Below are 25,315 nucleotides of genomic sequence, written 5' to 3' on the forward strand. Positions count from 1 at the left end.
AGAGGTGCTCGGGTCAAGCCCGAGCATGACGGTTCCAGACACATGACCAGCACATCCCTGCCAGCCAATCTCGCCAGCGCGGCGCCCGCGACCTCCACAACGTCGCAGGATTTCACGCCGCGCTACTGGCTGTTCTCGTTGCCGGCGGTGCTGGTGATCGCGGCGGTGATCGTGTTCCCGTGGCTGTTCACGCTGTTCATGTCCACGCAGGACTGGAAGATCGGCGGCGGCGCGGAGTTCGTCGGCCTCGGCAACTTTGTCGAACTGGCCAGGGACCAGCGCTTCCTCGAATCGATGGGGCACACGGCCTATTTCACGATCCTCGCGGTGGTGCTCCCGATCGTGTTCGGCACGGCGGCGGCGCTGGTGTTCCATCGCGAATTTCCCTTTCGCGGGCTGCTGCGCACGATCTTCGTGATGCCGATGATGGCGACGCCGGTCGCGGTCGCGCTGGTCTGGACGATGATGTTCCACCCGCAGCTCGGCGTGCTGAATTACCTGCTCTCGCTCCTCGGCATCGGCCCCTCGGCCTGGGTCTACGATCCCGCGACGGTGATCCCGACGCTGGTGATGGTCGAGGTCTGGCACTGGACGCCGCTGGTCATGCTGATCGTGCTCGGCGGATTGGCTGGGCTGCCCCGAGAACCTTACGAGTCTGCGCTGATCGACGGCGCCAATGACTGGCACATGTTCCGGCACATCACGCTGCCGCTGGTCTGGCCCTTCATCATGGTGGCGATCGTGATCCGCACCATCGATGCGCTGAAGGCCTTCGACACGATCTTCGTGATCACCCAGGGCGGGCCGGGCACGGCGTCGGAGACGCTGAACATCTTCCTCTATCTGCAGGCCTTCCAGTTCTACAAGATCGGCTACGCGTCCTCGGTCGTGGTGATCTTCTTCGTCATCATCATCATGCTCTCGCTGCTGCTGCTCTATGCGCGGCAGAAGTCGAAGTGGAACGCGTGATGGGCCGCTTCGCCAAAAAACTCGGCTTCTGGGCCTCGGTCTTCGTGCTGGTCTCGCCGGCGGTGCTGGTCTTCCTCTGGATGATCTCGCTGTCGCTCAAGAACGAGCTCGACAACACCGCCTTCCCGCCGGTCTTCATCCCGGATCCGCCGACGCTGAAGAACTATGTCGACGTCTTCGCGCAGAACAATTTCGGGCTCTATCTCTGGAACTCGATCCTGGTCACGGGCGGGGCGGTGCTGCTCGGGCTGATCGTCGGCGTTCCCGCCGGCTACGGCATCGCGCGCGGCAAGGCGCATAAATTCGCGATCCTGATCCTGATCGCGCGGATGACGCCGGCCTTGTCCTATCTCATCCCGCTCTTCCTGCTCTTCCAGATCACGGGGCTGGTGGGCACGATCACGGCGCTGGTCATCACGCATCTCGTCATCACCATCCCGATCATCGTCTGGATCATGATCGGCTACTTTGAGAACATCCCGATGGAGCTGGAGGACGCCTCGCGCATCGACGGTGCCACGAGCTGGCAGGCCTTCCGTCATGTCGCGCTGCCGCTGGCGAAGCCGGGCATCGTCGTCGGCGGCATCCTCGCCTTCATCTTCTCCTGGAACAACTTCATCTTCTCGGTGGTGCTCGGCGGCAAGGCGAGCCGCACCCTGCCTTCGGCCGTCTACAACTCCCTGACCTTCGAGCAGATCTCCTGGGGGCCGCTGGCAGCGGCGGCGCTGCTGGTGACCCTGCCGGTGCTGCTGGTGACCGTGATCGCGCAGCGCCAGATCGTCGCGGGATTGTCGGCCGGAGGCCTTAAGGACGGCTAGCCGGAACCATCGCAAGGACGTTGCGGAGCCCTTGCGAGTTGATCTGTCTTCATACTAACATGTCAGCCACTGTTCAGCTCTGAAAGTTCCCTCCATGGCCTCCGAAAAGACCCGCTTCGGCCTCTCCTGCGCGATCACGACCCCGGTGCGGGAGGGCGGCGGCATCGACCTGCCGCGCCTCGTCCGCCATGCCAAGCATGTGCTCGCGCAGGGCTGCGACTCGGTCACGCTGTTCGGCACGACGGGGGAGGGTGCGGCGCTCGGCCTGCCGGCGCGGACCGCGATGATGGGCGCGCTGATCGGCGCGGGGATCGATCCGGCCAAGCAGATCTATGCCGGCATTGCCGCGGCCTCGATGCAGGAGGCGGTCGAGCAGTCCAGGCTCGCGCTCGATGCCGGGGCGAAGGGGCTGCTGGTCGCGCCACCCTTCTACTTCAAGGGCGTCAGCGACGAAGGGCTCTATGTCTGGTTCTCGCAGTTCTTCGAGAAGCTGGGCGCTTCGGCCCGCAATGTCATCCTCTACCACATCCCGTCGGTGACGGCGGTCGAGATCAGCGTCGGGCTGGTGCAGCGGCTGAAGACGGCCTTCCCCGGGCTCGTTGCCGGCGTCAAGGATTCCTCCGGCGACTATGCCAACACCGAGGCGCTGCTGAAGGCGCATGGCGAGCTCGCCATTCTCGTCGGCGACGAGCGCCAGCTCGCGAGGGCGGTGCGCAACGGTGCGCAGGGCTCGATCTGCGGCGTCGCCAATCTGGTGCCGGCATTGCTGCGGCCGATGGTCTACGAGGGCAAGGACAGCCCGGTGGTGAATGCGCTCGTCGACGAGATCTGCTCCTATCCGGTGCTGGCGGCGGTGAAGGCGCTGACGGGCCATGTCCATGGCGATCCGGGCTATGGCGCAATGCGCCCGCCGCTGGAAGCACTGGACGAGGCCACCCGCAAGCGGCTCTTTGCAGCCTTCGATTCGATCACGCAGGCAAAGGCAGCCTGAAGGAGGGATTGTGACCCAGCCGGAGCAGGAACCGCGCGAAGGCGAGCCGCTGAAGCTGAGGGAGCGCGCCTATGCCTCCTTCACCGAGCGGCTGCTGGCGCGCGAGATCAAGCCCGGCCAGTTCGTGACCCAGCGCGAGCTCGTCGCGATGACCGGCTTTCCGCTCGGCGCCATTCGCGAGCTGATCCCGCGTCTCGAAGCCGAGGGGCTGATCAAGACCGTGCCGCAGCGCGGCATGCAGGTCGCCCATGTCGACCTCAACCTGATCCGCAACGCCTTCCAGTTCCGGCTCTTCCTCGAAAAGGAGGCGACGGCGCTCTATGCGCAGAACGCGACCGACGCCGAGATCGCCGAGCAGCGGGCCCGGCACGAGGCGATCGTCGCCCGAGCCGAGGCCGGCGGCGACGAGCGGCTGATCGAGGATGCCGAGGACATCGACCGGCTGATGCACGAGGCGATCATCGATCACCTCGATAACGAGATCGTTGCCCAAGCCTTCCGGGTCACCTGGCTCAAGATCCGGCTGATCCGGCAATACGAGACCCGCATCCACAACAGCATCATCATCCCGGTGATGCAGGACCATCTCGCCATCATCGCGGCGATCGAGACGCGCGATCCCGAGCGCGCCGCTGCGGCGATGGCCACCCATATCGGCAACGCCCGGACGCGGGCGATGCAATACTGAGAGCGAAGACCATAACGAGCCGGAACACCGGCCGCCTCCGGAGGAAACAGAGATGATCAAGCAGAGCAGACGCGATTTCCTGGCCGCCGCTGCCGCGGGCTCGGTAGCCATCGCCGCCCCCTCGATCCTGCGGGCGCAGGCCCTCGTCCTGCGCTGGGCTGACGGCCAGCCGGCGACCCACCCCTCGCCGCAGAGCGCGGTGAAGGCCGGCACCGAGATCAAGGAGAAGACTGGTGGGCGCATCGATGTGCAGTCCTTCCCGAACGGGCAGCTCGGCTCCTCGCGGGACATGGTCGAGTCGGTCGCATCGGGCGCGCTGACCATGGTGACGGAAGGCGCGGCGCAGCTCGGCCAGTTCGTGCCGCAGCTCTCGATCATCGAGGCGCCCTATATCTGGAAGGACGCGGCGCATATGACGCGGGCGCTGAAATCCCCGCTGATCGACGAGCTCAACAAGGCGCTGGTCGAGAAGCGCGGCATGCGCATGATCGGCGTCAATTATTATGGCGTGCGCCACCTCACCAGCGGCAAGAAGCCGATCAACTCCGTCGAGGACATGAAGGGCTTCAAGCTGCGCGTGCCGGAGGTCGATACCTTCCGCGCCATGGCCGAGGCTTGGGGCGCACGGCCGACGCCGCTGAACTTCTCCGAGCTCTACCTCGCGCTGTCGCAGGGCGCGGTCGACGGGCAGGAGAACCCGCTCCCGACCATCGCCTCGGCTAAGCTGGCGGAGGTGCAGAAATATCTCGTGCTGACGGCGCACATCATCACGCCGCGCCTCGTGATCGTGAACGAGGCCGCCTGGCAGAAGATCCCGCAGGCCGATCGCGCCGTCATCGTCGCCGCCGTCGACAAGGCCGCGGCCTGGCAGGACAACGAGATCCTGGAGCAGGAGAAGAGCCTGGCTGAGAGCCTCGGCAAGCAGGGCATGACGGTGACGACGCCGGACAACGAGGCCTTCCGCAAGCCGGTGCTGGCAACGGTCCCGGCCAAGTTCGAGAGCAAATGGGGCAAGGGCCTCTGGGACCGCATCCAGGCGCTGTGACCTTTCCCTGTGCTCAGCCCTCATCCTGAGGAGCCGCGAAGCGGCGTCTCGAAGGATGTTCCCGGAGACTCCGGAACCAACTGGACCATCCTTCGAGACGCGCTCCTTAGGAGCGCTCCTCAGGATGTGCGTTGAGCTCGGGCTTCCAGGTATCGAGAAAAGGCAATCCGCATGACGTTCTGGCCCAGGCTGTTCGACCGGGTGATGGAGGTGATCGCCGCGCTTCTCCTCGTCGCGCTCTTGGTCACGGTGTCGCTCGGCATCGTCACCCGCGCCGTCGGCGAGCCGCTGATCTGGACCGACGAGGTCTCGCGCTTCCTGATGCTGTGGGTCGCTGTCGTGGGCTGGATCCTTGCCAGCCGGCGGCGCGCCCATATCCGCATCCGCTTCTTCCACGACATGCTGCCGGCGCGGGGATGGCGCTCGGCGGAAGCGCTCATGCAGCTCGCCATGGTCGTCTTCGGCGGCCTGACCGTCTGGTATTCCATCCATCTCGTGCAGGCCAATTACGATCTCGAGGCGACGACCGTGCCGCTCTCTATGGGCCTGCTCTACGCGCCGATGGTGCTGGCTGGGATCGTAACCATGCTGCAGGGCCTCGCCGAATTCGTCGGCAACCTCATGAACTGGCGGACCTCTCCCTATGAGCCGGTCGCGGCGACGCTGCAGGAGCCGGCCGAATGAGCGCGCTGATCTTCAAGATCTCGGCCGTCTGGCTGCTCTCGATCCTGGCGGGCTTCCCGCTCTTCGCCTCGATGGGGCTCGCGGCCTTCGCCTTCGTGCTGATCGGCGAACTCTCGGCCTCGATCGTGCCGCAGAAGATGGCGCAGGCGATGAACTCCTTCCCGATCGTCGCGGCGCCGCTCTTCATCCTGATGGGCAACATCCTCGCGGCGGCGCGCATCACCGACCGCATCGTCGCCTTCGCGACCTCGGTGATCGGCTGGCTGCGCGGCGGTTATGCCCATGCCTCGATCCTGACCAGCATGATCTTCGCCGGCATGGTCGGCTCGGCGGTGGCGGATGCGGCGGGTTCGGGCGCCATCGAGATCCGCGCCATGCAGAAAGCCGGCTACCGGCCGGAGACGGCGGCGGCGATCACCGCCGCGGCGGCGACGATCGGGCCGATCATCCCGCCTTCGCTGCCGATGGTGATCTACGGCGTCACGGCGGATGTCTCGATCGGGCGGCTGTTCATCGGCGGCGTCATCCCCGGCATCCTGATGGGCTTGTCGCTGATGGTGATGGTGATGTTCATCGCCAGGCGACAGGGCTTCCGGAAGGAAGGGTTCAAGGGCTTCCGCGAGATCGGCCGCAGCTTCCTGAACGGCTTCTTCGCGCTGATGACGCCGCCGATCATCCTGGGCGGCATGTTCTCGGGCCTCGTCACGCCGACGGAAGCGGCGGCCGTCGCCTGCCTTTACGCGCTCTTCCTCGGCTTCTTCGTCTATCGCACGCTGGAGGTGAAGCAGCTCTGGCCGATCCTGATCGACACGGTCGAGACGATGGGGCTCGTCGCCGTGCTGGTGATGGCCGCTGGCGCGCTCGGCTGGTGCATGTCGATCTCGCGCGTGCCGCAGACACTGACGCCGCTGATCGTCGAGACGATCGCGCATCCGCTCGTCTTCCTGCTGGTCTGCAACCTCATCCTGCTCGTCGTTGGCTGCTTCATGGAGGCGCTGGCGGCGATGCTGATCCTGATCCCGATCCTGGTGCCGGCGGCGAACAGTTTCGGCATCGACCCGGTTCAGTTCGGCATCATCATGATCCTGAACCTGATCCTGGGGACGATCCATCCGCCGATCGGCGTCGTGCTCTTCGTGGTGACGCGCATCGCCAACGTCTCGTTCGAGGCGATGTCGAAGGCGATCCTGCCCTGGCTCGTGCCGCTGCTGGTGGTGCTGGCCGCGATCACGCTCTGGCCGCCGCTGACGACCTGGCTGCCGAACCATATCATGGGGCCGTGAGGTCGGGCCGATGCGCTAGCCCGCCGTTTCCGCCTGGGGCATCAGGTCGAGCAGGGCCGCGCGGCGGCTGGCGCCGTCCTCCGCGAGGAGATGGACGTGGATCTCCTTCGCGCCGCCCTCGGAGACGGCGCGCTGCCAGCGTGCCAGCGCCGCCTCGACGCCGAAGGGGCCGGAATCGCGGGCCGCGATGATCTGCCGCTCGGCCGAGACGGCGAGCAGCACCGCATCGGTGAAGCTCAGGGGATGGGTGTCGTCGGCGGCGAAGACCGAGGCGACATAGCGCCGGCCCGAACGGCCGCGCCAGGCGGTGAAGCGACGCTCGCTCAGCGCAGCCGTGCTGCGCAACGGCATCTCGCGGGCCACTGTCTCCGGCGCCGGGGCCGGTTCATCGAACAGGTCCGGGGTGAAGCGATAGGCGAGGGCAGCCATATTCGTTCCTCCTGCAATAGGAACAAAATGGGAACGCTTCGGGGATAAGTCAACCGGGCCCGGTTCGGGCGAGGCGATGCTGCTGTCAGGATATGTCAGGAGTTCGCGAGCGGATCCAGGCCGCGGGCGGCCAGCTCGGCGCGGCCCTGGGCGAGCAGCCGGTCGCTGGCCGTCTCGATGCGCTCCTGCAATTCGTGCTGGAAGCTCGTCTTGTCGAGACCCGGCATGATCGGCGGCAGGATCTCCAGCCGGATCGTCCCCGGGCGCCGCAGAAACTGGCGGCGCGGCCAATACAGGCCCGAATTCACCGCGACGGGCAGGCAGGGCACGCCCATCTCGGCATAGAGATGGGCGACGCCGAATTTGTAGGCCGGCGGCGCGCCGGGCGGGCGGCGGGTCCCCTCCGGGAAGATCAGGAGCTGGCGGCCCTTCTGGCCCAGCTCGATCTTGGCGAGGCGCGTGACGTCCTTGAGCGCGCGGGCGCGGGCGCCGCGATCGACCGGGATCATCCTGAGCTTGGCGAGGCACCAGCCGAAGACCGGGATGCGCATCAGTTCCCGCTTCAGGATGAAGACCGGGTCCGGAAAGAGGGTGAAGAGCGTGAAGGTCTCCCAGAAGGACTGGTGCTTGGCGGCGACCATCAACCCGCCTTCGGGAATGTTCTCGCGCCCGATGATCTCGTAGCGCGTGCCGGCGACGACGCGCATCAGCCAGAGCGAGCTGTGCGACCAGGCCGCGGCGACGTTCCGAAGCACCGCCTGCGGGAGCAGCAGCGCCGGCAACACCACGAAGATCAGCCAGAGGATGAGATTGGCATAGAACAGGACGTTGAAGGCGAGCGAGCGCAGGATCAGCATGGGCCCGCAATGAGCCCGAGACGCGGCGCCGGTCAAGCGCTTGCGGACTTGGAATTGTCTCGGGCCGTGTCGGAAACACAGTCCTCATCCTGAGGAGCCGCGGAATGGCTCCTCAGGATGAGGGCTCAGGAGGCTTTCGAGGAGTCACTCAGCCGTCGCGGTGGGTGGCCCCGCGCAGATGCGAGCGCCTTTCAGCCTCCGGGCCCAGGACTTCGGCCGGCTTCGGCGAGACCGGTTTGCGGCCGCCGATGATGACCGAAAGCCGGGAATATTCCGGGTCGTCCTCGACGAAGCTGCGCAGCCGCGCCACGAGATATTTGACGTATTCCGGGGCCAGCAGCCTGATCGTCGACCAGCGGTACCACCAGCCCGCGGTGTCGAGCTGATCGGTGACGACGGGATGGGCGATGAAACGCAGGCCTGGCATGGCATGGGAAAACTCGGCCAAGGTGCGCGGCATGTGATAGTTCGACGTCACCACCAGCAGCGAGCGGAAGCCGTGCCGGCGCACCCAGCGGCGGGTCTCGATCGCGTTGCCGATGGTATTGCGCGCGCGGTAGTCGAGATCGACGCAGCAGGCGAGCAGGTCACGCGATGCCGGGTTGAGCCGGGCGAGCTCCTCGCGGCTGGTCTTCTCGTTGACCCCGCTGATGAGGAGGCGCGCGCCGCGATCGGCTCCGAGCAGGCCGATGGCGTCGCCGATGCGCTGCGAGCCGCCGGTGACGACGACGATCGCATCGGTCTGCGGCGTCGCGACCGGCTCACGGGCCTCGATCCCGGCCGCGAAGCGGGCATAGCCGCAGACGAAAAGGACCGCACCGAGGGTGGTGGTCGCGATGGCCGCGAGCGCCAGGATACGACGACGCGACAGGCCGCCGCGCGAAACGGACGTCACCGTAGCGCCCACCGCGAGATGGTCGTTGCTGCTGCCAATCATGGCCATGGCGCGAACCTAACCGGCCAATCGGGCATAACGGCGGCACGAGGCAAATTGTCGTTGTGCCGCGTCGTCATGCCAGCACCTTCAGGTAGTGGCGCACGGTGAAGCGCGAGACGAGCCCGGCGATGGCGGCGACGACCAGGGCGACGAGCACGACCGCGGCATAGCCGGCCCAGCCGATCTCGAAGGCGCCGAACAGGGCCTGCAACTGCTCCGCCTCCGGCGCCGTCGACCAGAAGGACGAGACGAAGCCCAGAAGCGCGATCGCGACGATGGCGGCGAGGCCGCCCATCGCGCCGCCGCGCAGGCCGAGCCGGATGAAGCGGCTCTGGAACTCGCGCGCGATAAAATCGTCGCCGGCGCCGACGAAATGCAGCACCTCGACGCTTTCGCGGCTGCCCGCCATGGCGCCCCGCGTCGCGAAGGCGACGGCCAGCGCCGCCGCCGTCAGCACGAGCAGCACGATGACGAAGCCGGAGACGATGATCGTGCTCGCCATCGCCGAAAGCCGCCTGATCCAGACCCGGTGATCGTCGAGGATCGCCGTCGACACCTCGTTGCGCAGGGCCGGGCCGAAGCGGGCGATGTCGGGAGAGGCGCCGGGCCTGAGCTTCAGCACGATGAGCCGGGGCACCGGCAATTCGACGAGGTCGAGGCCGGTGCCGAGCCAGGGTTCGAGCAGCTTGTCGGATTCCGCCTTGGGCACGGCACGCACGCTCTCGATGCCGTCGAGCGCCTGGGCCATCGCCACGGCCTTGGCGACGTCTTCCTCGATGTTGCGGCGCGCCTCCGGGCGGATCTGGATGGTCATCTCGTCGGAGACGGCGCCGCGCCACTGGTCGGAGGCGCGCGCGGCGAGCACGGCTGCCCCGGCGCTCAGCGCGGCGAGAAAGGTCAGGATCGCGATCACGGCCATCAGCGCGCGGCCGGCCACCGTATCGACCGGCACGAGCGGCTGGCCGCGCCGGAGATTGGTCGGCAGGGCCTTCTCCTCGCGTGCCTCGTGGTCGTATTCGATGGCTTCAGGCATCGACATGCAGATGCCCGTCGGCCAGGACGAGACGCGGCGCGTCGTAGATGTCCATCAGGTTGAGGTCGTGGGTGGCGATGATCACGGCGGTGCCGAGCTGCTGCAACTCCATGAACAGGCGCAGCAGGCGGCGGCCGAGGCCGGGATCGACATTGCCGGTCGGCTCGTCGGCCAGGAGCAGCTCGGGCCGCGCGATCAGGGCGCGGGCGATGGCCGCGCGCTGCTTCTCGCCGCCGGAGAGAACCGCCGGCACGGCATGCATGCGCTCGCCGAGGCCGACCCAGCGCAGAAGCTCGACGACCTCGGCGCGATAGCTCGCCTCTTCCTTGCCGAGCACGCGCAGCGGCAGCGCGACATTCTCGTAGACAGTGAGATGGTCGAGCAGGCGGAAATCCTGGAAGACCACGCCCATGCGGCGGCGGAAGGCCGTCAGCGTCGATCCGTCGAGGCGCGAGACATCCTGCCCGAAAAGGTTGACGAGGCCGCGCGTCGGCTTCAGCGCCATCAGGATGAGGCGCATCAGCGTCGTCTTGCCGGCGCCGGAGGGCCCGGTCAGATACTGGAACGAGCGCGGCGCAATGCTGAAGTTGATGTCCTTCAGCACCTCCGGGCCCATGCCGTAACGCAGGCCGACATTCTCGAAACGAACCAAGCCGTCTTCCTCGTCCCATAGCGCACGGCCGGCAGAAATCCCGGCCGGCGCAGCAATGCTATATCGTAAGCGGCGGCGCACCGAGCGGCTGCGCACGCGTCAACATGCCCCCAAGATTCTTCACGCGACGTTAACCATAAATCGCGTCAATGAAGCCGGTTGCCTCGGTTGGCCGAAGCAATGCTTCGCCGTGGCTTGCCGCCGGCGAAAGGCCCGGAAAGACTCGGTGCCGACTGCCGGTGCCGTTCATCGCAGGAAACCACGCTGCCTTCATGCTGATCGTCTGTCCCTCCTGCGCCAGTCAGTATGAGCTCGACGCGGCCAAACTGGGGCCGGGCGGGCGCAAGGTGCGCTGCGCCCAATGCAAGACGCTGTGGCATGTCGATGCGGCGAGCGAGATGCCGCCGGCGCCGAGCGTCGAGGAGACGCAGGCCCTGCTGGCCGAGGAGCTGGAGCGCGCGGCCGCGATCGAGGCGGAGATCGCCGCAGTCGTTGCCGAGGACGCGACGGCGGGCGAGGCGGGCGTGCTTGAGGAGGAGCCGCCGCCGGTCGCGCCGCCGGAAACCCGTCCTTCGGCGGGATACAGGGCGCGCTTCGGCAAAGCCGCGGTCGTGGGGCGCAAGGGGCTCGCGCTGCCCGCCGTCGCGGCGCTGGCCGGCGTCACGCTCCTGGTCGGACTGGCCTGGCAACGCAATCTCGTGGTTCAGGCCGCGCCGCAGCTCGCAGGCCTGTTCGAGCGGATCGGCCTGCCGGTGAATGTCCGGGGCCTGAGCCTGACGGCCGTCGAGAGCGGCTTGATCGACGATGGGCAAAGCCGTTTCCTCGTCGTCGAGGGCGATGTCACCAATATCGCGAAAGGCAGGACCAAGGTGCCGCCGATCCAGGTTTCGGTGAAGGACGAGGCCGGGCAGACCCTCTATAGCTGGACCACGGAGCCGCCGCGCGGCGTGCTGGAGCCGGCCGAGCTGATGCGCTTCCGCGCAAGGCTGGCGTCCCCGCCGGAAAAGGGGCGCTCGGTGCAGGTGCGCTTCACTTCCACGGCGGGCACGGCCAATATCGCGAGCGCGCATTAATCTTGCAACGATGCCCCCGCCCTGCGGTTTGCGGCGGCCCGAACGTACGATATCAACCCGCCGCGAACGTTCTCGGCGCAAGCCCTGCGCGGGAACCTTCGCGGCCATAAGTCACGAAAGCAGGAGTCATTATGCCGGAACGGCGGATCAGGGTGCTCTATGACGAGGCTGCGATCGCGCAGCGCAATGCGGAGATCGCGCAGGCGGTCGCCGACAGCCAGCCGAAGGACTTGCTCGTCGTCGCCGTCCTCAAGGGCAGCTTCATGTTTGCCGCCGATCTGATCCGCGCCATGCATCGTGTCGGCCTCGCGCCCCAGGTCGAGTTCATCCACCTGTCGAGCTACCGGACGGGGACCGTCTCCACCGGCCAGGTCGAAATCCTGCGCGACGTGCAGAGCGAGGTGCGCGGGCGCGACGTGCTGCTGGTCGACGACATCCTCGAATCCGGCCGCACGCTCGCCTTCGCCAAGGATCTGCTGGCGGCGCGCGGCGCCCGCTCGGTCTCGACCGCCGTGTTGCTGGAGAAGCCGAACAAGCGCGCCGTCAACATCGTGGCTGATCATGTCGGCTTCGAATGTCCGGATTATTTCGTCGTGGGCTACGGCATGGATGTCGCCCATTCCTATCGGCAACTGCCCTTCGTCGGCGTCATCGAAACCGAGGATCAGGCCGGTCTGCCGGGCATCTGAGGAACTGCCATGTCGCGTATTCTGGTCGTCGATGACGAGGAGCCATTGCGCGCGCTGGTCGCGCGCGGGCTCGGCATGGATGGTCACACCTGCATCACCGCTGCGGACGGAGCCGAGGCACTCGACATCCTCATCGCCGAGCAGGGCCATTTCGACCTGCTGCTGACCGATATCCGCATGCCGCTGATGGACGGCATTGCGCTGGCGCTCGCCGCCAAGCAGCAGTTCCCGGAGCTGACCATCATGCTGATGACCGGCTATGCCGAGCAGCGCGAGCGGGCGAAGAGCCTCGAGGCGATCGTGGAGGAGGTGATGACCAAGCCCTTCACCATCGCCGAGCTGCGCGCCACGGTGCTGAAGGTGATCGAGCGTTCGATCGGGTAGGCGAGCGTCTTAACGACTGTCCTATGAGGTGCGCCTCGGCAGCGGGGAGGCGCGACGTTCCTGTGGGCCTTTCCGCAGCGGGCCGACCACTTCGCGCATGGCGACATAGGTGTAGAACGACGCGACGTTGGGATCGTCGTGGAAGACCTCGCGGGCAAAGGCGGCATAGGCTTCCATGCTCTCCACTTGGAGGTGGAGCACGAAATCGGCGCCTCCGGTCACATAGGATGCCTGCCTGATCTCGGGACGCGAACCCAGCTTGCGCGCGAATGCGTCGGCGAGCTGTGAGCCCTGCACCAGCGAAACCAGCACATGGATCGTGACGGGCACGCCGAGCACGGCCGGGCTCACGACCGAGACGTCCGCGGTGATGATCTTCTCCGCCCGCAGCCGGCGTAACCGACGCAGCACGGCGCTTTGCGACAGCCCGACCCGTTCGGCCAGGATGCGCGCCGGGGTCTGGTTGTCGCGCTGCATTTCCTCCAGCAGCGCATGATCGAAGCGGTCGAGATCGGCGATTTTCGTCACGTTGGATCCTCTGATGACGAAAATAGTCGCTTGTCGGCGAAAAACGCCAATTAAAATCACGATCGCGCGCTAGAGTGTGGTCAGCCGGCGATATAGGCGAGAGCGCCGCGCAAAGCAGGAAGGCCCGGAGAGACAATGAGCACGAAGAGCTGGAGCCCGCGGAGCCTCACGGCGCAGGCCATGGGAAAGATCGATCCCGTCACCAAGGCTGTGGTGCCGCCGATCCATGTCGCGACGACCTATATCCGCGACGAGGACAACGGCTATTCGACCGGCTTCATCTACGGGCGGCCGGACAATGAGACGACACGCGAGGCCGAAAGCCTGCTCGCGATGCTGGAGGAGGCGAAGGGCGGGGCGCTGCTGTTCGGTTCGGGCTCTGCGGCGGCGACGGCCGTGTTCCTGGCGCTCTCGCCCGGCGACCATGTCGTCGCCTCCAAGGTGATGTACTGGGCGCTGCGCAACTGGCTGATGACCGAGGCGACGCGCTGGGGCCTGAATGTCGAGTTCGTCGAGACCGACGATCTCGCCGCGCTGAAGGCCGCCGTGAAGCCCGGCGTGACCAAGCTCATCTGGGCCGAGACGCCCTCCAACCCGCTCTGGACGATCACCGACATCGCCGCCGTCGCCGAGATCGCGCACAAGGCCGGAGCCAAGCTCGCGGTCGATTCGACCTGCGCCTCGCCGGTGCATACGCGGCCGCTGACGCTCGGCGCCGACATCGTGATGCATTCGGCGACCAAGGTGCTGAACGGCCATTCCGACGTCATCGCCGGCGCGCTCTGCGCCCGCGAGGATGATGAATTCTGGAACCGCATCAAGACGGTGCGGAGGGGGCAGGGCGGCATCCTCGGGCCGTTCGAGGCCTATCTGCTGATGCGCGGCATGCGCACGCTCCATGTCCGGCAGGAGCGCCAGTCGGCTTCGGCCATGGCGCTGGCGCAACGGCTTTCGGCTCATCCGCTGGTGGCGCGCGTGCTCTATCCCGGCCTGCCGCAGCATCCCGGCCACGACATCGCGGCGCGGCAGATGGAGAACGGCTTCGGCTTCATGCTCTCGGTCCAGGTCTCGGGCGGCGAACAGGCGGCGATCCGGACGGCGGCGCATGTCGAGCTCTACAAGCGGGCGACCTCGCTTGGCGGCGTCGAAAGCCTGATCGAGCATCGCGCTTCGATCGAGGGCGCCGGCTCGCCTTGCCCGACAGACCTGCTCAGGCTGTCGACCGGCATCGAGGATGTCGAGGATCTCTATGCCGATTTCGACCAGGCGCTGAAGGCGGGGCACGGTTGAGCGGCTACCGCCTGCCGTCATGGTGGGGCCTGACCCGACCATCTCCGAAACCAGCTTTCTGGTCACGAGATTCTCGGGTCTGCGCTTCGCTTCGCCCGAGAATGACGCGTGCGTCGGGGGATCACACCCAAATCTCCTTCGCCACCGCCAGATAGCGCGCCCGTTCCACCAACCCGTTGCGGCCGCCATTGATCAACTTTGTCACGGCGGCGACGTCGTCGGCGTCGGCTGCAGCACTGATCGCGCGCTCGCTCCAATAGGCGAAGGCAACGAGGAGCGAGATGTCCGGCTCCTTGGCGCGCTCCGGCACGGCTTCGAGATCGATGCCGATGATCTTGCCGAAGCGGCGGTAATTGGCGCGGCCGGTGAGCTGGAAGATACCGCGGCCGTGGTAGCGGATGCCGTCGCCGGCCTGGGTGTTGCCGAGGTCCTGCCGGCCCTCATAGCGCAGGAAATAGCTCGCGCCGCCATATTCCTCCAGCGTGCGGAAGCCGTCGGTCTCATGGGCGGCCTGGGCGAGGAAGTGGCATAGACGCAGCCGGGTCGAGACGTCGTGCTCGCGGGCGAGAGCGTCGAAGCGCTGGGCGACACCGTCGACGATATCGGCTTTCCCGCTCGGCGTGAGGCGCAGAAGGCGCTCGCGGGTGACGGCGAGTTCGGGTTGCGGCGATGTCCCGGAGATGTATGCGACGATGCCTCTGAGCGACATGGCTGGCCTCCTGCAAAGGAGGCCATCATCGCGTGGCGGTGCATCGCGGGGATAAGTTGCCCGGGGGCGGCCCGAGATCAGCCGCCGACGGCGGTGTATTCGGTCTCGATCGAGGAGGCATGGGCCTCGTGGTCGAAGCCGTAGATATGGATCGAGATCGCCTCGCCCGGCCCGAAATTGCGCATCCGGTGGATATTCGGTCCCGAGGGCAGCATGCAGGCGACATAGCCCGGCTGCCGCTGCTGTTCCTCGGTCGGGACGGCGCGGCTGGCGTCGATGGCGCGATACCAGGTCTCGGTGACGACGCCCGAGACGACGCCGAAGCAGCAGGAGCAGTGGTGATCATGGATTGAGGTCGCGGAGCCCTCGCCCCAGACGATCGCCCAGATGCTGACATTCTCGTCGCCGGCGAGCAGGTTGCGGGCATAACAGCCGGGCTTGCGCTCGAGCGGCAGGCGCTGGATCAGATCGGGCATGGCGACGAGCTCGCGCAGCACGTCACGGGCAGCGGCGAGATAGTCCCGCGAGAGCGTTCCCTCGTCGCTACGCAGGCTGCGAAGCACCGCGCCCTGCCGCTCCGCGCTCAGAAAACCCTGCATCCCGTCACCCTCTCGATCCGACCAGGAGAATGGTACCGGGAGAGGGCGGGCAGCGGTTTGCAGAGATCGAGAATTTTTTGCTCTTATCGAAATTTCATGCCCTTCTTTCCAGAAAAAGTGGAAAAATAAACCCGGTGTATGCTTCGCTTAAGAAGCTGGTTCCGAATCTGCCGAGGACATATGGCCAAGCTCGATGCTTTCGACCTGCGCATTCTCGCGCGTTTGCAGGAGGATGCGAGCCTGCCGCTGGCGGAGCTGGCGGAGTCGGTCGGGCTTTCGCCCTCGCCATGCTGGCGGCGGGTGCAGAAGCTGGAGGAGGGCGGATACATCAAGCGCCGCGTCGCGCTGCTCGACCGGGAGAAGCTCAATGCCGGCGTGACCGTCTTCATCGCGGTCAGGACGGCGCGGCATTCGATGGAATGGCTGGAACGCTTCCATTCCGCCGTCCAGGACCTGCCGGAGATCGTCGATTTCTACCGGATGAGCGGGGAGATCGACTATCTACTCAAGGCTTGCGTCTCCGACATCGCCGCCTATGACGCGCTCTACAAGAAGCTGATCTCGCGCATCGATCTCTCCGATGTGACCTCGATGTTCGCCATGGAGGAGCTGAAGTCGACGACGGCGGTCCCGCTGGGATTCGCGCTGCCGGGACATTGAGGGCCGGACCGGTTCGCGGAAAGCGGATGCGTGACATGTCACAGCACTGAGACAGCTTGGCGCTACCTCCCGCGCGTGCCGTCCCAGGAGATCATGAGCATGTCGAACCCGGTTCCTCAGACCAGCCGCCGCGCGCTGTTGCTCGGCCTCGGAACCGCCGCGCTGGCGGCTCCGGCTTTCGCGCGTTCGCTGCCGGCGCTGCCGACATCGAACCTCGGAGCGGATACCGGCTACTGGCAGGCCGTGCGCGGCCTCTACAGCGTCACGCCCGACATGGTGAACCTCGAGAACGGCTATTGGGGCATCATGGCCGAGCCGGTGAAGGCGGAATACAAGCGCCTGACCGATTTCGTGAATTTCGAGAACACGGTCTATGCCCGGACCAAGATCGGGGCGGATCTCGACAATGTCCGCGCGCCGCTCGCGGAGTTTCTCGGCGTCGCGCGTGAGGAGATCGCGCTGTCGCGCGGCGCGACCGAGGCGCTCCAGGCGCTGATCTCGGGCTACAACAAGCTGAAGCCCGGCGACACCGTGCTCTATGCCGATCTCGACTACGATTCGATGCAGTATGCGATGAACTGGCTGAAGGATCGGCGCGGTGTCGCGGTGGCGAAGTTCGACATTCCGGAACCCGCGACGCGCCAGGCCGTGCTCGACGCCTATGACGCTGCCCTGAAAGCGAATCCGAAGACCAAGCTTCTCCTGCTGACCCATGTCAGCCACCGCACCGGCCTGATGATGCCGGTGAAGGAGATCGCGGCCATGGCCAAGGCGCGCGGCGCCGACGTCATCCTCGACGCGGCCCATAGCTGGGGCCAGATCGACTTCCAGGCCAAGGATCTGGGCGTCGATTTCATCGGCTTCAACCTGCACAAGTGGATCGGAGCCCCGCTCGGCGTCGGCATGATCTACATCGCCCGGGAGCGTCTTGCCGATATCGACCCCTATATGGCCGACGAGGATTTCAAGGCCGACGACATCCGCTCGCGCCTGCATACGGGCACGCCGAACTTCGCCGCTCAGCTCACCGTTCCGGTGGCGCTCGCCCTGCACCGGGAGATCGGGCCGCAGGCCAAGGAAGCGCGCTACCGCCATCTGCGCAATTACTGGGTCGCCAAGGCGCGCGAGCTCAAGGGCGTCGAAATCCAGACGCCGGACGATCCGAGCATGGTCGCCGGCATCACCTCCTTCGCGCTGACCGGCAAGCGCTCGCCCGCCGACACCAACGCGATCGTCGCGGCGCTGCGCGACCAGCACAAGGTGATGACGGTGCGTCGCGGCGGCGTCGCCAAGGGCAACACGATCCGCATCTCGCCGGCGCCCTACATCATGGAAGCCGATCTCGACAGGTTCGTCGCGGCGCTGGCGGTGGTGTCCGGCAATCGGGCGGGCTGACGCCGGACCTTTCCTCTGCCGTCATGGTCGGGCTTGTCCCGACCATCCACGGAGAGCCGTGTTCAACACGTGGATGCTCGGGTCAAGCCCGAGCATGACGCAGGCGGGGCTCAGGCCTTCGTGACCTTCTGGTAGTCCTTCACGTCCGAGAAGGTGATGTCGGGCGCGCGCTCGGCATCGTATTTCAGCGTGAACTGGCTGGACGCCATGAAGACCGGGTCGCCGTCGAGATCATCCGCCATGGCGGAAGGCTTGTGGCCGACGAACTTGGCCAGCGCGACCTTGTCCTCCGAGGAAACCCAGCGCGCGATCGAGAACTGGCAGGGCTCGAAATCGACGGGGAGCGAGTATTCCGCGTCCATGCGCTCCTTGAGCACGTCGAGCTGGAGCGCGCCGACGACGCCGACGATGGCGGGCGCGCCGTCATGCGGCAGGAAGAGCTGGACGACGCCTTCCTCGGCCATCTGCTGCAGGGCCTCGCGCAGCTTCTTGGCCTTCATCGCGTCCTTCAATTTGACGCGGCGCAGGATTTCCGGGGCGAAGCTCGGCACGCCCTTGAAGACGATGTCCTCGCCCTCGGTCAGCGTGTCGCCGATGCGCAAGGTGCCGTGATTGGGCAAGCCGACGATGTCGCCGGCGAAAGCCTCCTCGGCGATCGAGCGGTCGCGGGCGAAGAAGAATTGCGGGGCGTTGAGCGGCATCGGCTTGCCGGTGCGGACCAGCTTAGCCTTCATGCCGCGCGACAGCTTGCCCGAGCAGATGCGCATGAAGGCGATGCGGTCGCGGTGGTTCGGATCCATGTTCGCCTGGATCTTGAAGACGAAGCCGGTCATCTTCGGCTCGTCCGCCTCGATCGGGCGCTTGTCCGAAGCTTGGGCACGCGGGCTCGGCGCATAGGCACCGAGCGCGTCGATCAGGTCGCGCACACCGTAGTCGCGGAGCGCCGCGCCGAAATAGAGCGGCGTCAGATGGCCCTCGCGGAAGGCCTGGAGATCGAAGGGCTTCAACCCCTCGGCGGCGAGGAAGACCTCCTCGCGCCAGGTCTCGGCGGCGCCATGCGGCAGCAACTCGTCGAAGAGCGGATCGTCCCAGCCGGAGACCTGGCGGTCCTCGGCGCGCTCGTCGCCCTTCTGGTTGCGGCGGAAGGTGTTTGCCTTGAGATCGTAGGTGCCGACGAATTCGCGGCCGCGGCCGACCGGCCAGGTCATCGGCGCGACGTCGAGGGCCAGCGTCGTCTCGATCTCGTTGATCAGGTCGAAGGGATCGCGCGTCTCGCGGTCGACCTTGTTGATGAAGGTGACGATCGGGATGTCGCGCAGCCGGCAGACCTCGAACAGCTTCTTGGTGCGGTCCTCGATGCCCTTGGCAGCGTCGATGACCATGACGGCGGCGTCGACGGCGGTCAGCGTGCGGTAGGTGTCTTCCGAGAAGTCCTCGTGGCCGGGCGTATCGAGCAGGTTGAAGACGTGCCCGCCATATTCGAAGGTCATCACCGAGGTGACGACCGAGATGCCGCGCTGGCGCTCGATCTTCATCCAGTCGGAGGAGGTCTGGCGGCGGCCCTGCTTGGCGCGCACCTCGCCGGCGAGCTGAATGGCGCCACCGAAATAGAGCAGCTTCTCGGTCAGCGTCGTCTTGCCCGCGTCCGGGTGCGAGATGATCGCGAAGGTGCGCCGGCGCGCATGCGGCGCCTCGGCCGCCGGAGCCTGAAGGGTCGAAAGATCGGTCATGGCCGGTTTGAAGACAGGATGAGGCGGGCGAAGTCAATCATTCTCGCCGCGCGGTGGCGGCGCGTGCCGAATTCCGCGCCGCTCACGGCTCCGTGAGGATTGCCGACCGCTTTGTGAGCGGAACAACCGCCATTCCCGCCGCATTCTCCCCTTCGACTTCCGTCGTACGACTCTTCATATCAGCCGAGGGGACCGGAATGCCCGCAGCCGTCAAGGCCGAGCCGCAGCCGAGCTTGTCCGTCTTCGATGCCGTGACGATCATGGTCGGCATCGTCGTCGGTATCGGCATCTTCAAGACGCCGGCCGTGGTCGCCGCGAATGTCGGCAGCGAGGCGGCCTTCATCGGCGTCTGGATCATGGGCGGCATGGCGACGCTGATCGGTGCGCTCTGCTATGCCGAGCTCGCCGCCGCGCATCCTCACGCCGGCGGTGAATATCATTTCCTCGCCCGTGCCTATGGCCGCCCCGTCGCGATGTTGTTCGGCTGGGCGCGCGGCGCCGTGATCCAGACCGGGGCGATCGCGGCGGTCGCCTTCGTGCTCGGCGACTACGCTGCGCAGGTAATGCCGATCGGACCGATGGGGCCAGCGCTCTATGCCGCGCTTTCGGTGGTGGCGCTGACGGCGCTCAACGTCATCGGCACGGTGCAGAGCAAGAGGTTGCAGATCCTCATGACCTTCATCGAGGTCGGGGCGCTCGCCGCCATCATCCTGCTCGGCCTGTTCTTCGGCGGCGATGCCCCGGCGCAGCCGGCTGCCCCTGCACCCGGGACGGCGGCGATCGGCCTCGCCATGGTCTTCGTGCTCCTGACCTATGGCGGCTGGAACGAGGCGGCCTATCTCTCGGGCGAATTGGAGAACCCGGCGCGCAACATGGCGCGCGTGCTGGCCATCGGCACGGCGATCCTCGTCGCGATCTACGTGCTCGCCAATCTCGCCTTGCTCGCGATCCTCGGCCTCGACGGCCTGCGGGCCTCGGAGGCGGTGGCGGCGGATATGATGCGGCAGGTCGCCGGCGAGCCGGGTGCCGTGATCGTCAGCCTCGCCATCGTCGTCGCGGCGCTCTCGACACTCAACGCCACCATCTTTACCGGCGCGCGGGTCTATTTCGCCATGGCGCGGGATCTCACCTTGCTGCCGCGCGTCGGGGAATGGGACGAGCGCGGCCGCGCCCCGGCGAACGGGCTCCTGCTGCAAGGCGCCGTCGCGCTGCTGCTCGTCGGTTTCGGCGCGGCGAGCCGGGACGGCTTCCACTCCATGGTCGACTACAGCGCGCCGGTGTTCTGGGCCTTCCTGCTGCTGGTCGGCGCGGCCTTGCCGATCCTGCGCTGGCGCGAGCCCAAGCGGAACCTGCCGTTCCGCGTGCCACTCTATCCGCTGACGCCGATCCTGTTCTGCCTGGGCTGCGCCTACATGCTGCACGCCAGCCTCGCCTATACCGGCAGCGGCGCGCTGGTGGGGCTCGCGGTGGTGCTCGCGGGCCTGCCGCTCCTGCTGTTCCGGCGCAAGCAGGGGGATGAGGGGGAGGTCATTCCCGGCGCCGCGAGGCCAGCAGCGGCCGAGTGAACTCGCCCGATCGAGACCTCCAACCAAGGCTTTCCAACCCAGCTTTCGACAACGGAGACAGATGATGAAGAGGCTTCACATTCTCGCCACCGCTTGCGCCCTCGGCTTCCTCGCGCCTGCGGCACCTTACGCCCAGCCCGTGCAGGCCACGCAGAATCCGGCAGCCGCTCCCGACTACGTGCCGCGCTCGGGCCAGGCCGGGAAGGACGTCGTCTGGGTGCCGACCCAGCAGGCGCTGGTCGACAGCATGCTCAACATCGCCAAGGTCACGAAGGACGACTATCTGATCGATCTCGGCTCGGGCGATGGGCGCACCGTCATCACCGCCGCCAAGCGCGGCGTGCGAGCCATGGGCATCGAATACAATCCCGACATGGTGACGCTGTCGCAGCGCAATGCCGAGGCGGAGGGCGTGACCGACAGGGCGCGGTTCGTTCGCGGCGACATCTTCGAATCGGATTTCTCGCAGGCGACGGTGCTGACATTGTTCCTGCTGCCTGAACTCAACCTCAAGCTCCGGCCGACCATCCTCGACATGAAGCCCGGCACGCGGGTCGTCTCGAACACCTTCACCATGGACGATTGGGAGCCGGACCAGAGCGTCGTGCTGGCTGAGAACTGCTCGAGCTTCTGCCGCGCCTATCACTGGATCGTGCCCGCCAAGGTTGCCGGCACATGGCGGCTCGGCGATGGCGAACTCAGGCTCTCGCAGAGCTTCCAGATGCTGTCGGGCACGCTGACGCGCGACGGCAAGTCCGTGCCGATCTCCGAGGCCAAGATGACGGGCAGCGAGATCAGCTTCCTGGCGGACGGGCAGCGCTATACGGGCCGCGTCGAGGAAAATCGCATGATCGGACGGGCTGAAGGCGGCGGTCAGGACTGGCTGGCGACGCGCTCCAGCACTTGACCGTGCAGGAGACCCTACCGGCTCAGTTCTTGAGCCGGTAGCCGGTCCTGAAGATCCAGCCGACGATGCCGATGCAGAGCACGAGGAAGAAGAGCGTCATGCCCAGACTCACGCCGAGGCTGACGTCGGCGATCCCGTAGAAGCTCCAGCGGAAGCCGCTGATCAGATAGACCACCGGGTTGAACAGCGTCACCTTCTGCCAGAAGGGCGGCAGCATCGCGATCGAGTAGAAGGAGCCGCCGAGGAAGGCCAGCGGCGTCACGATCAACAGGGGTATGACCTGCAATTTCTCGAAGCCATCGGCCCAGATGCCGATGATGAAGCCGAACAGGCTGAAGGTCGTCGCCGTCAGCACGAGGAAAAGCAGCATCATCGCCGGATGCTCGATGCGCAGCGGCACGAAGAAGGTGGCCGTCAGCAGGATGATCAGCCCGAGCAGCATCGATTTCGATGCGGCGGCGCCGACATAGCCGATCACTGCCTCCCACCAGGCGACGGGGGCGGAGAGCAATTCGTAGATCGTGCCGGTAAATTTCGGGAAATAGATTGCGAAGGACGCATTGGCGATGCTCTGCGTCAGCAGGGACATCATGATCAGGCCGGGCACGATGAAGGCGCCATAGGGCACGCCGTCGATCGACTGCATGCGCGAGCCGATGGCGCCGCCGAAGACGACGAAATAGAGCGCGGTCGAGAGAACCGGCGAGACGATGCTCTGCGAAGGGGTGCGCCATGTCCGCGCCATCTCGAAGCGGTAGATCGCGGCAATGGCGCGGAAGTTGAGGCGCATACCGGCCTCGGCGTCGCGGTTCGTCGTGACAGTGGTCATGCGCGCTCCCTCACCAGGCTGACGAAGATGTCTTCGAGCGAACTTTGGCTGGTGCTGAGGTCGCGGAAGCGGATGCCCGCCTCGGCAAGGCCCTGCAGCAAGGTGGTGATGCCGGTTCGCTCGGCCTGGGTGTCGTAGGTGTAGACGAGCTCGTCGCCGGCGGGCGACAGGCTGAGATTGAAGGCGGCGAGCGTGGCAGGAACGGCCTCGATCGGCTGTTGGAGCTGAAGGCTGAGCTGTTTCTTGCCGAGCTTGCGCATCAGCTCCGCCTTTTCCTCGACGAGGATGATCTCGCCCTTGGAGATGACGCCGATGCGGTCGGCCATCTCCTCCGCCTCCTCGATGTAATGCGTCGTCAGGATGATGGTGACGCCGGATTCCTTAAGCCGGCGCACCATCTGCCACATGTCCTGCCTGAGCTCGACATCGACGCCGGCGGTCGGCTCGTCGAGGAAGAGGATGCGCGGCTCATGGGCGAGCGCCTTGGCGATGAGCACGCGCCGCTTCATGCCGCCGGAGAGCCGGCGGATCTGCGTGTCCTTCTTGTCCCAGAGCGACAGCTCCTTGAGAATCCGCTCGATGAAGGCCGGGTCCTTCGGCTTGCCGAACAGGCCGCGGCTGAAGCTCACCGTGCTCCAGACCGTCTCGAAGGCGTCGGTGGTCAATTCCTGCGGCACGAGGCCGATGGTCGCGCGGGCGGCGCGATAGTCGCGGATGATGTCGTAGCCGTCGGCGAGGACGGTGCCGGTGCTGGGCTTCACCAGCCCGCAGATGATGCTGATCAGCGTCGTCTTGCCGGCGCCGTTGGGGCCGAGCAGGGCGAAGATCTCGCCGCGCCTGATCTCCAGATCGACGGATTTGAGCGCGCTGAAGCCGGTCGCATAGGTCTTGGAGAGCCCGGAGACCGAGATGATCGGGGATGTCGAGGACATGAGCATGGCCGCCATATAGGCCTGTTCGTCGCCGGTTGCGATGGCTGACAGGGCTGGAGACGCGCGAATTCCTGCCAAGGCGTGGCGGCAACGATCATGCAAAGGGCCGGGGGCGAGGCCCGGCCCTGCACGTTCCTCGGTTCGTTCGAGGCTATTTCATGAAGAACCACAACAGGATGATGATCGGGATGGGAACCCCGACGAGCCACAGGATGATCGAACGCATGGACAGCCCCTTTTTGGAAAGGATGATGCTGTGCCAACGCCTTTTGTGGCGTGAAAGTTCCTACTCGCTAGTGCCGGGTGGCGGCGTGAAGGCATCGGCGCTCGGATGCCAGAGGGGCCTATAACCTTGTCTCAACACGGCGAGCGTGGCCGGAGGCGTCAGGACGGTCACGGTTCCCGCCGGGCGGTCGCGGCGCTCGATGTAGCCGGCCGGCGACCAGAGCAAGGTCGAGCCGCCGCGCAGCGCCAGGAATTCGCCACCGTTCTCGGCGAGGAGCATCGCGCCATCCGGCAGATCCTCCACCGGCAGGCGATGCGTGCGCTTCGCTCGTCCGTCGCGGCGCTCGCCGTCGAGAATGCGATCGATCTCCGGGAAGAACGGCGTCTGCGTCAGGCCGAGGCCGTTCACCAGCGCTGCGCGATAGGCGAGGGCGTCGTGCCGCCGGCATTCCATGCAGGGGCGGTGGCCAGCGGCGAAGGCGGTGACCTCGTCGCAGAAGAAGAGGTCGGTGTAGCCGGGACCCCAGACCTGATGCCGGCGCCCCTTGAAGGACAGCACGCAGCAGATCCACTGGCGGCTGGCCTGGATGCGACGCGGCAGGGCTTGCGTCCGCGGATCGTGGAAGCGCCCGCCGCGATTGCCGAACAGGGTGCCGCGGGCCGGATCGGCGAAGAGCGCGCCGTCGGGCCTGACGCGATTGGGCAGGGGCATGAGACCTTCCGAGCGAGGTGATAACCCTAACCACGGTAACGACCGCCGCGACAGGCTGAGGCAGCAATGGCCCGCGTCACTCCTCCTTGAAGCCGTAATCGGGAATGCCCTGCTCGTTGCCGTAGTACTTGTACGGCAGGAATTTGCCCGACATGCCGATCTTGACCCGGTCTCCCTTCGGATTGGGCTCGCGCTCGAACGAGATGTTGAAATCGATCGCGGACATGATCCCGTCGCCGAATTCCTCCTCGATCAGCGCCTTCCAGGCCGGCCCGTTGACCATCACCATCTCGTAGAAGCGGTAGATCAGCGGGTCGGTCGGCGGCATCGGCGTGCCGGTGCCGCGATAGGGCACCTCGTTGAGCATGCGCTTTTCGTTCTCGGACAGGCCGAACAGCGCGGCTGCGCGCTCGGCCAGCGGCCGGACCAGCTTCATCTGGCCGAGCAGCGCGCCGACCACCAGCACCTCGGACATGCCGCCGATCTCTTCGGTGATGTATTTCCAGCTCCAGCCCTTCTCGCGCTTGATGTCGAGAATCTTCTCGGTCAGCTCTTCGCGCTTCATCGTCACCCTCTCCGGACACCTTGACCGCCAGAGCTCAGGCAAGGATCGGGCCGGTGCCCGGATGACGCAGGGTTTCGTCGATCGCGGCAGGATCGTCTTAACGTTATGATGAAGTAGGGTTCGCGCACTAAGGCATT

At 66.3% G+C, this 25,315-nt stretch carries 28 protein-coding genes; 15 read left to right on the forward strand and 13 right to left on the reverse strand.

Annotated features, from left to right (window positions below; all coding sequences use genetic code 11):
- The first annotated feature begins 42 nt into the window (after nucleotides 1-42).
- The 7 genes from GY40_RS15255 (at nucleotide 43) to GY40_RS15285 (ending at nucleotide 6,478) form a co-directional block, all read left to right on the forward strand.
- Entirely contained in the window at nucleotides 43-969 is a 927-nt protein-coding gene (locus GY40_RS15255) for a carbohydrate ABC transporter permease (RefSeq protein WP_038363571.1), read from the forward strand.
- Nucleotides 969-1,787: a carbohydrate ABC transporter permease gene (locus GY40_RS15260; RefSeq protein WP_038363572.1), complete on the forward strand. Its 819-nt coding sequence runs from the start codon at nucleotides 969-971 to the stop codon at nucleotides 1,785-1,787. Before GY40_RS15255 ends, GY40_RS15260 begins: the two co-directional genes overlap by 1 nt.
- A gap of 94 nt (nucleotides 1,788-1,881) precedes the next feature.
- Complete coding sequence (locus GY40_RS15265) at nucleotides 1,882-2,778, forward strand: dihydrodipicolinate synthase family protein (protein WP_038363575.1); 897 nt, start codon at nucleotides 1,882-1,884, stop codon at nucleotides 2,776-2,778.
- A 10-nt stretch (nucleotides 2,779-2,788) separates the two neighbouring features.
- Nucleotides 2,789-3,466, forward strand: coding sequence for a GntR family transcriptional regulator (locus GY40_RS15270; RefSeq protein ID WP_038363576.1), 678 nt, complete (start codon nucleotides 2,789-2,791; stop codon nucleotides 3,464-3,466).
- A 52-nt stretch (nucleotides 3,467-3,518) separates the two neighbouring features.
- Nucleotides 3,519-4,511, forward strand: coding sequence for a sialic acid TRAP transporter substrate-binding protein SiaP (locus GY40_RS15275; RefSeq protein WP_038363578.1), 993 nt, complete (start codon nucleotides 3,519-3,521; stop codon nucleotides 4,509-4,511).
- A 171-nt stretch (nucleotides 4,512-4,682) separates the two neighbouring features.
- Nucleotides 4,683-5,195: a TRAP transporter small permease gene (locus tag GY40_RS26610; RefSeq protein WP_051988084.1), complete on the forward strand. Its 513-nt coding sequence runs from the start codon at nucleotides 4,683-4,685 to the stop codon at nucleotides 5,193-5,195.
- On the forward strand, nucleotides 5,192-6,478 hold the full coding sequence (locus tag GY40_RS15285; protein ID WP_038363580.1) for a TRAP transporter large permease: 1,287 nt from the start codon (nucleotides 5,192-5,194) through the stop codon (nucleotides 6,476-6,478). The genes GY40_RS26610 and GY40_RS15285 overlap by 4 nt, the downstream gene beginning before the upstream one ends.
- A gap of 15 nt (nucleotides 6,479-6,493) precedes the next feature.
- Here GY40_RS15285 and GY40_RS15290 read toward each other — a convergent pair whose 3' ends face one another.
- The 5 genes from GY40_RS15290 to ftsE all read right to left on the reverse strand — a co-directional run bounded on the left by GY40_RS15290 (nucleotide 6,494) and on the right by ftsE (nucleotide 10,386).
- Nucleotides 6,494-6,907 (reverse strand): hypothetical protein, encoded by a 414-nt coding sequence (locus tag GY40_RS15290; protein ID WP_051988086.1) that lies wholly within the window; start codon nucleotides 6,905-6,907, stop codon nucleotides 6,494-6,496.
- A gap of 95 nt (nucleotides 6,908-7,002) precedes the next feature.
- Complete coding sequence (locus GY40_RS15295; RefSeq protein WP_038363582.1) at nucleotides 7,003-7,764, reverse strand: lysophospholipid acyltransferase family protein; 762 nt, start codon at nucleotides 7,762-7,764, stop codon at nucleotides 7,003-7,005.
- A 148-nt stretch (nucleotides 7,765-7,912) separates the two neighbouring features.
- Nucleotides 7,913-8,707: a YdcF family protein gene (locus GY40_RS15300; protein ID WP_112763624.1), complete on the reverse strand. Its 795-nt coding sequence runs from the start codon at nucleotides 8,705-8,707 to the stop codon at nucleotides 7,913-7,915.
- Nucleotides 8,708-8,774: 67 nt separating this feature from the next.
- Complete coding sequence (locus GY40_RS15305) at nucleotides 8,775-9,740, reverse strand: cell division protein FtsX (RefSeq protein ID WP_038363583.1); 966 nt, start codon at nucleotides 9,738-9,740, stop codon at nucleotides 8,775-8,777.
- On the reverse strand, nucleotides 9,727-10,386 hold the full coding sequence (ftsE, locus tag GY40_RS15310; protein WP_038363585.1) for a cell division ATP-binding protein FtsE: 660 nt from the start codon (nucleotides 10,384-10,386) through the stop codon (nucleotides 9,727-9,729). Before ftsE ends, GY40_RS15305 begins: the two co-directional genes overlap by 14 nt.
- Nucleotides 10,387-10,658: 272 nt before the next feature.
- On the opposite strand from ftsE, the gene GY40_RS15315 reads away from it, so the two are divergent.
- From GY40_RS15315 to GY40_RS15325, 3 genes are all read left to right on the forward strand, one after another.
- Nucleotides 10,659-11,459, forward strand: coding sequence for a zinc-ribbon domain-containing protein (locus tag GY40_RS15315; RefSeq protein WP_051988087.1), 801 nt, complete (start codon nucleotides 10,659-10,661; stop codon nucleotides 11,457-11,459).
- A 131-nt stretch (nucleotides 11,460-11,590) separates the two neighbouring features.
- Nucleotides 11,591-12,148, forward strand: coding sequence for a hypoxanthine phosphoribosyltransferase (hpt, locus tag GY40_RS15320; protein WP_038363587.1), 558 nt, complete (start codon nucleotides 11,591-11,593; stop codon nucleotides 12,146-12,148).
- Nucleotides 12,149-12,157: 9 nt separating this feature from the next.
- Nucleotides 12,158-12,532 (forward strand): response regulator, encoded by a 375-nt coding sequence (locus GY40_RS15325; RefSeq protein WP_038363589.1) that lies wholly within the window; start codon nucleotides 12,158-12,160, stop codon nucleotides 12,530-12,532.
- A 21-nt stretch (nucleotides 12,533-12,553) separates the two neighbouring features.
- On the opposite strand, the gene GY40_RS15330 is transcribed toward GY40_RS15325, so the two are convergent.
- Nucleotides 12,554-13,060, reverse strand: a complete 507-nt coding sequence (locus GY40_RS15330; RefSeq protein ID WP_038363591.1) for an Lrp/AsnC family transcriptional regulator — start codon at nucleotides 13,058-13,060, stop codon at nucleotides 12,554-12,556.
- Nucleotides 13,061-13,195: 135 nt separating this feature from the next.
- Between GY40_RS15330 and GY40_RS15335 the strand changes: the two genes are divergently transcribed.
- Entirely contained in the window at nucleotides 13,196-14,350 is a 1,155-nt protein-coding gene (locus tag GY40_RS15335; RefSeq protein WP_038363593.1) for a trans-sulfuration enzyme family protein, read from the forward strand.
- A gap of 121 nt (nucleotides 14,351-14,471) precedes the next feature.
- Here the strand turns inward: GY40_RS15335 and GY40_RS15340 are convergent, their stop codons facing one another.
- Nucleotides 14,472-15,059, reverse strand: a complete 588-nt coding sequence (locus GY40_RS15340) for a glycoside hydrolase family 19 protein (RefSeq protein WP_051988089.1) — start codon at nucleotides 15,057-15,059, stop codon at nucleotides 14,472-14,474.
- Nucleotides 15,060-15,136: 77 nt separating this feature from the next.
- The gene (locus GY40_RS15345; protein WP_051988091.1) at nucleotides 15,137-15,658 is read right to left on the reverse strand and encodes a cysteine dioxygenase; all 522 of its coding nucleotides are present in this window, start codon (nucleotides 15,656-15,658) and stop codon (nucleotides 15,137-15,139) included.
- Nucleotides 15,659-15,838: 180 nt separating this feature from the next.
- On the opposite strand from GY40_RS15345, the gene GY40_RS15350 reads away from it, so the two are divergent.
- The gene (locus tag GY40_RS15350) at nucleotides 15,839-16,318 is read left to right on the forward strand and encodes an Lrp/AsnC family transcriptional regulator (RefSeq protein WP_038363596.1); all 480 of its coding nucleotides are present in this window, start codon (nucleotides 15,839-15,841) and stop codon (nucleotides 16,316-16,318) included.
- Nucleotides 16,319-16,417: 99 nt separating this feature from the next.
- Nucleotides 16,418-17,713 (forward strand): aminotransferase class V-fold PLP-dependent enzyme, encoded by a 1,296-nt coding sequence (locus GY40_RS15355; protein WP_156115964.1) that lies wholly within the window; start codon nucleotides 16,418-16,420, stop codon nucleotides 17,711-17,713.
- A 110-nt stretch (nucleotides 17,714-17,823) separates the two neighbouring features.
- On the opposite strand, the gene GY40_RS15360 is transcribed toward GY40_RS15355, so the two are convergent.
- On the reverse strand, nucleotides 17,824-19,443 hold the full coding sequence (locus GY40_RS15360) for a peptide chain release factor 3 (protein ID WP_038363602.1): 1,620 nt from the start codon (nucleotides 19,441-19,443) through the stop codon (nucleotides 17,824-17,826).
- Between the two features lie 197 nt (nucleotides 19,444-19,640).
- Between GY40_RS15360 and GY40_RS15365 the strand changes: the two genes are divergently transcribed.
- Both GY40_RS15365 and GY40_RS15370 read left to right on the forward strand, forming a co-directional pair.
- A complete protein-coding gene (locus GY40_RS15365) occupies nucleotides 19,641-21,008 on the forward strand; it encodes an APC family permease (protein ID WP_051988093.1) in 1,368 nt (455 codons plus the stop codon).
- A 64-nt stretch (nucleotides 21,009-21,072) separates the two neighbouring features.
- Entirely contained in the window at nucleotides 21,073-21,915 is an 843-nt protein-coding gene (locus tag GY40_RS15370) for an SAM-dependent methyltransferase (RefSeq protein WP_038364363.1), read from the forward strand.
- Between the two features lie 22 nt (nucleotides 21,916-21,937).
- Here GY40_RS15370 and GY40_RS15375 read toward each other — a convergent pair whose 3' ends face one another.
- From GY40_RS15375 to cynS, 4 genes are all read right to left on the reverse strand, one after another.
- Nucleotides 21,938-22,744, reverse strand: a complete 807-nt coding sequence (locus GY40_RS15375) for an ABC transporter permease (protein ID WP_248311179.1) — start codon at nucleotides 22,742-22,744, stop codon at nucleotides 21,938-21,940.
- The gene (locus tag GY40_RS15380) at nucleotides 22,741-23,676 is read right to left on the reverse strand and encodes an ABC transporter ATP-binding protein (RefSeq protein ID WP_038364367.1); all 936 of its coding nucleotides are present in this window, start codon (nucleotides 23,674-23,676) and stop codon (nucleotides 22,741-22,743) included. The genes GY40_RS15375 and GY40_RS15380 overlap by 4 nt, the downstream gene beginning before the upstream one ends.
- A gap of 286 nt (nucleotides 23,677-23,962) precedes the next feature.
- Nucleotides 23,963-24,613: a hypothetical protein gene (locus tag GY40_RS15385; RefSeq protein WP_038363605.1), complete on the reverse strand. Its 651-nt coding sequence runs from the start codon at nucleotides 24,611-24,613 to the stop codon at nucleotides 23,963-23,965.
- A gap of 76 nt (nucleotides 24,614-24,689) precedes the next feature.
- Nucleotides 24,690-25,178 carry a cyanase gene (gene cynS / locus GY40_RS15390; RefSeq protein WP_051988094.1) on the reverse strand — a complete coding sequence of 163 codons (489 nt, stop codon included), beginning with the start codon at nucleotides 25,176-25,178 and terminating at the stop codon, nucleotides 24,690-24,692.
- Nucleotides 25,179-25,315 lie beyond the last annotated feature (137 nt).

This window comes from Allobosea sp. UNC402CLCol (assembly GCF_000745475.1).
Classification (GTDB): domain Bacteria; phylum Pseudomonadota; class Alphaproteobacteria; order Rhizobiales; family Beijerinckiaceae; genus Allobosea; species Allobosea spartocytisi.

Excerpts from the sequence above, each read along its gene's own strand:
- GY40_RS15350 (WP_038363596.1), top strand. The coding sequence starts at position 15,839 with ATGGCCAAGCTCGATGCTTTCGACCTGCGCATTCTCGCGCGTTTGCAG.
- GY40_RS15260 (WP_038363572.1), top strand. The coding sequence starts at position 969 with ATGGGCCGCTTCGCCAAAAAACTCGGCTTCTGGGCCTCGGTCTTCGTG.
- hpt (WP_038363587.1), top strand. The coding sequence starts at position 11,591 with ATGCCGGAACGGCGGATCAGGGTGCTCTATGACGAGGCTGCGATCGCG.
- GY40_RS15375 (WP_248311179.1), bottom strand. The coding sequence starts at position 22,744 with ATGACCACTGTCACGACGAACCGCGACGCCGAGGCCGGTATGCGCCTC.
- GY40_RS15295 (WP_038363582.1), bottom strand. The coding sequence starts at position 7,764 with ATGCTGATCCTGCGCTCGCTCGCCTTCAACGTCCTGTTCTATGCCAAT.
- GY40_RS15285 (WP_038363580.1), top strand. The coding sequence starts at position 5,192 with ATGAGCGCGCTGATCTTCAAGATCTCGGCCGTCTGGCTGCTCTCGATC.
- GY40_RS15300 (WP_112763624.1), bottom strand. The coding sequence starts at position 8,707 with ATGGCCATGATTGGCAGCAGCAACGACCATCTCGCGGTGGGCGCTACG.
- cynS (WP_051988094.1), bottom strand. The coding sequence starts at position 25,178 with ATGAAGCGCGAAGAGCTGACCGAGAAGATTCTCGACATCAAGCGCGAG.
- GY40_RS15340 (WP_051988089.1), bottom strand. The coding sequence starts at position 15,059 with ATGTCGCTCAGAGGCATCGTCGCATACATCTCCGGGACATCGCCGCAA.
- GY40_RS15385 (WP_038363605.1), bottom strand. The coding sequence starts at position 24,613 with ATGCCCCTGCCCAATCGCGTCAGGCCCGACGGCGCGCTCTTCGCCGAT.
- GY40_RS15355 (WP_156115964.1), top strand. The coding sequence starts at position 16,418 with ATGTCGAACCCGGTTCCTCAGACCAGCCGCCGCGCGCTGTTGCTCGGC.
- GY40_RS15255 (WP_038363571.1), top strand. The coding sequence starts at position 43 with ATGACCAGCACATCCCTGCCAGCCAATCTCGCCAGCGCGGCGCCCGCG.
- GY40_RS15380 (WP_038364367.1), bottom strand. The coding sequence starts at position 23,676 with ATGTCCTCGACATCCCCGATCATCTCGGTCTCCGGGCTCTCCAAGACC.
- GY40_RS15275 (WP_038363578.1), top strand. The coding sequence starts at position 3,519 with ATGATCAAGCAGAGCAGACGCGATTTCCTGGCCGCCGCTGCCGCGGGC.
- GY40_RS15325 (WP_038363589.1), top strand. The coding sequence starts at position 12,158 with ATGTCGCGTATTCTGGTCGTCGATGACGAGGAGCCATTGCGCGCGCTG.
- GY40_RS15335 (WP_038363593.1), top strand. The coding sequence starts at position 13,196 with ATGAGCACGAAGAGCTGGAGCCCGCGGAGCCTCACGGCGCAGGCCATG.
- GY40_RS15315 (WP_051988087.1), top strand. The coding sequence starts at position 10,659 with ATGCTGATCGTCTGTCCCTCCTGCGCCAGTCAGTATGAGCTCGACGCG.
- GY40_RS15370 (WP_038364363.1), top strand. The coding sequence starts at position 21,073 with ATGAAGAGGCTTCACATTCTCGCCACCGCTTGCGCCCTCGGCTTCCTC.
- GY40_RS15265 (WP_038363575.1), top strand. The coding sequence starts at position 1,882 with ATGGCCTCCGAAAAGACCCGCTTCGGCCTCTCCTGCGCGATCACGACC.
- GY40_RS26610 (WP_051988084.1), top strand. The coding sequence starts at position 4,683 with ATGACGTTCTGGCCCAGGCTGTTCGACCGGGTGATGGAGGTGATCGCC.
- GY40_RS15365 (WP_051988093.1), top strand. The coding sequence starts at position 19,641 with ATGCCCGCAGCCGTCAAGGCCGAGCCGCAGCCGAGCTTGTCCGTCTTC.
- GY40_RS15345 (WP_051988091.1), bottom strand. The coding sequence starts at position 15,658 with ATGCAGGGTTTTCTGAGCGCGGAGCGGCAGGGCGCGGTGCTTCGCAGC.
- GY40_RS15360 (WP_038363602.1), bottom strand. The coding sequence starts at position 19,443 with ATGACCGATCTTTCGACCCTTCAGGCTCCGGCGGCCGAGGCGCCGCAT.
- GY40_RS15290 (WP_051988086.1), bottom strand. The coding sequence starts at position 6,907 with ATGGCTGCCCTCGCCTATCGCTTCACCCCGGACCTGTTCGATGAACCG.
- GY40_RS15305 (WP_038363583.1), bottom strand. The coding sequence starts at position 9,740 with ATGTCGATGCCTGAAGCCATCGAATACGACCACGAGGCACGCGAGGAG.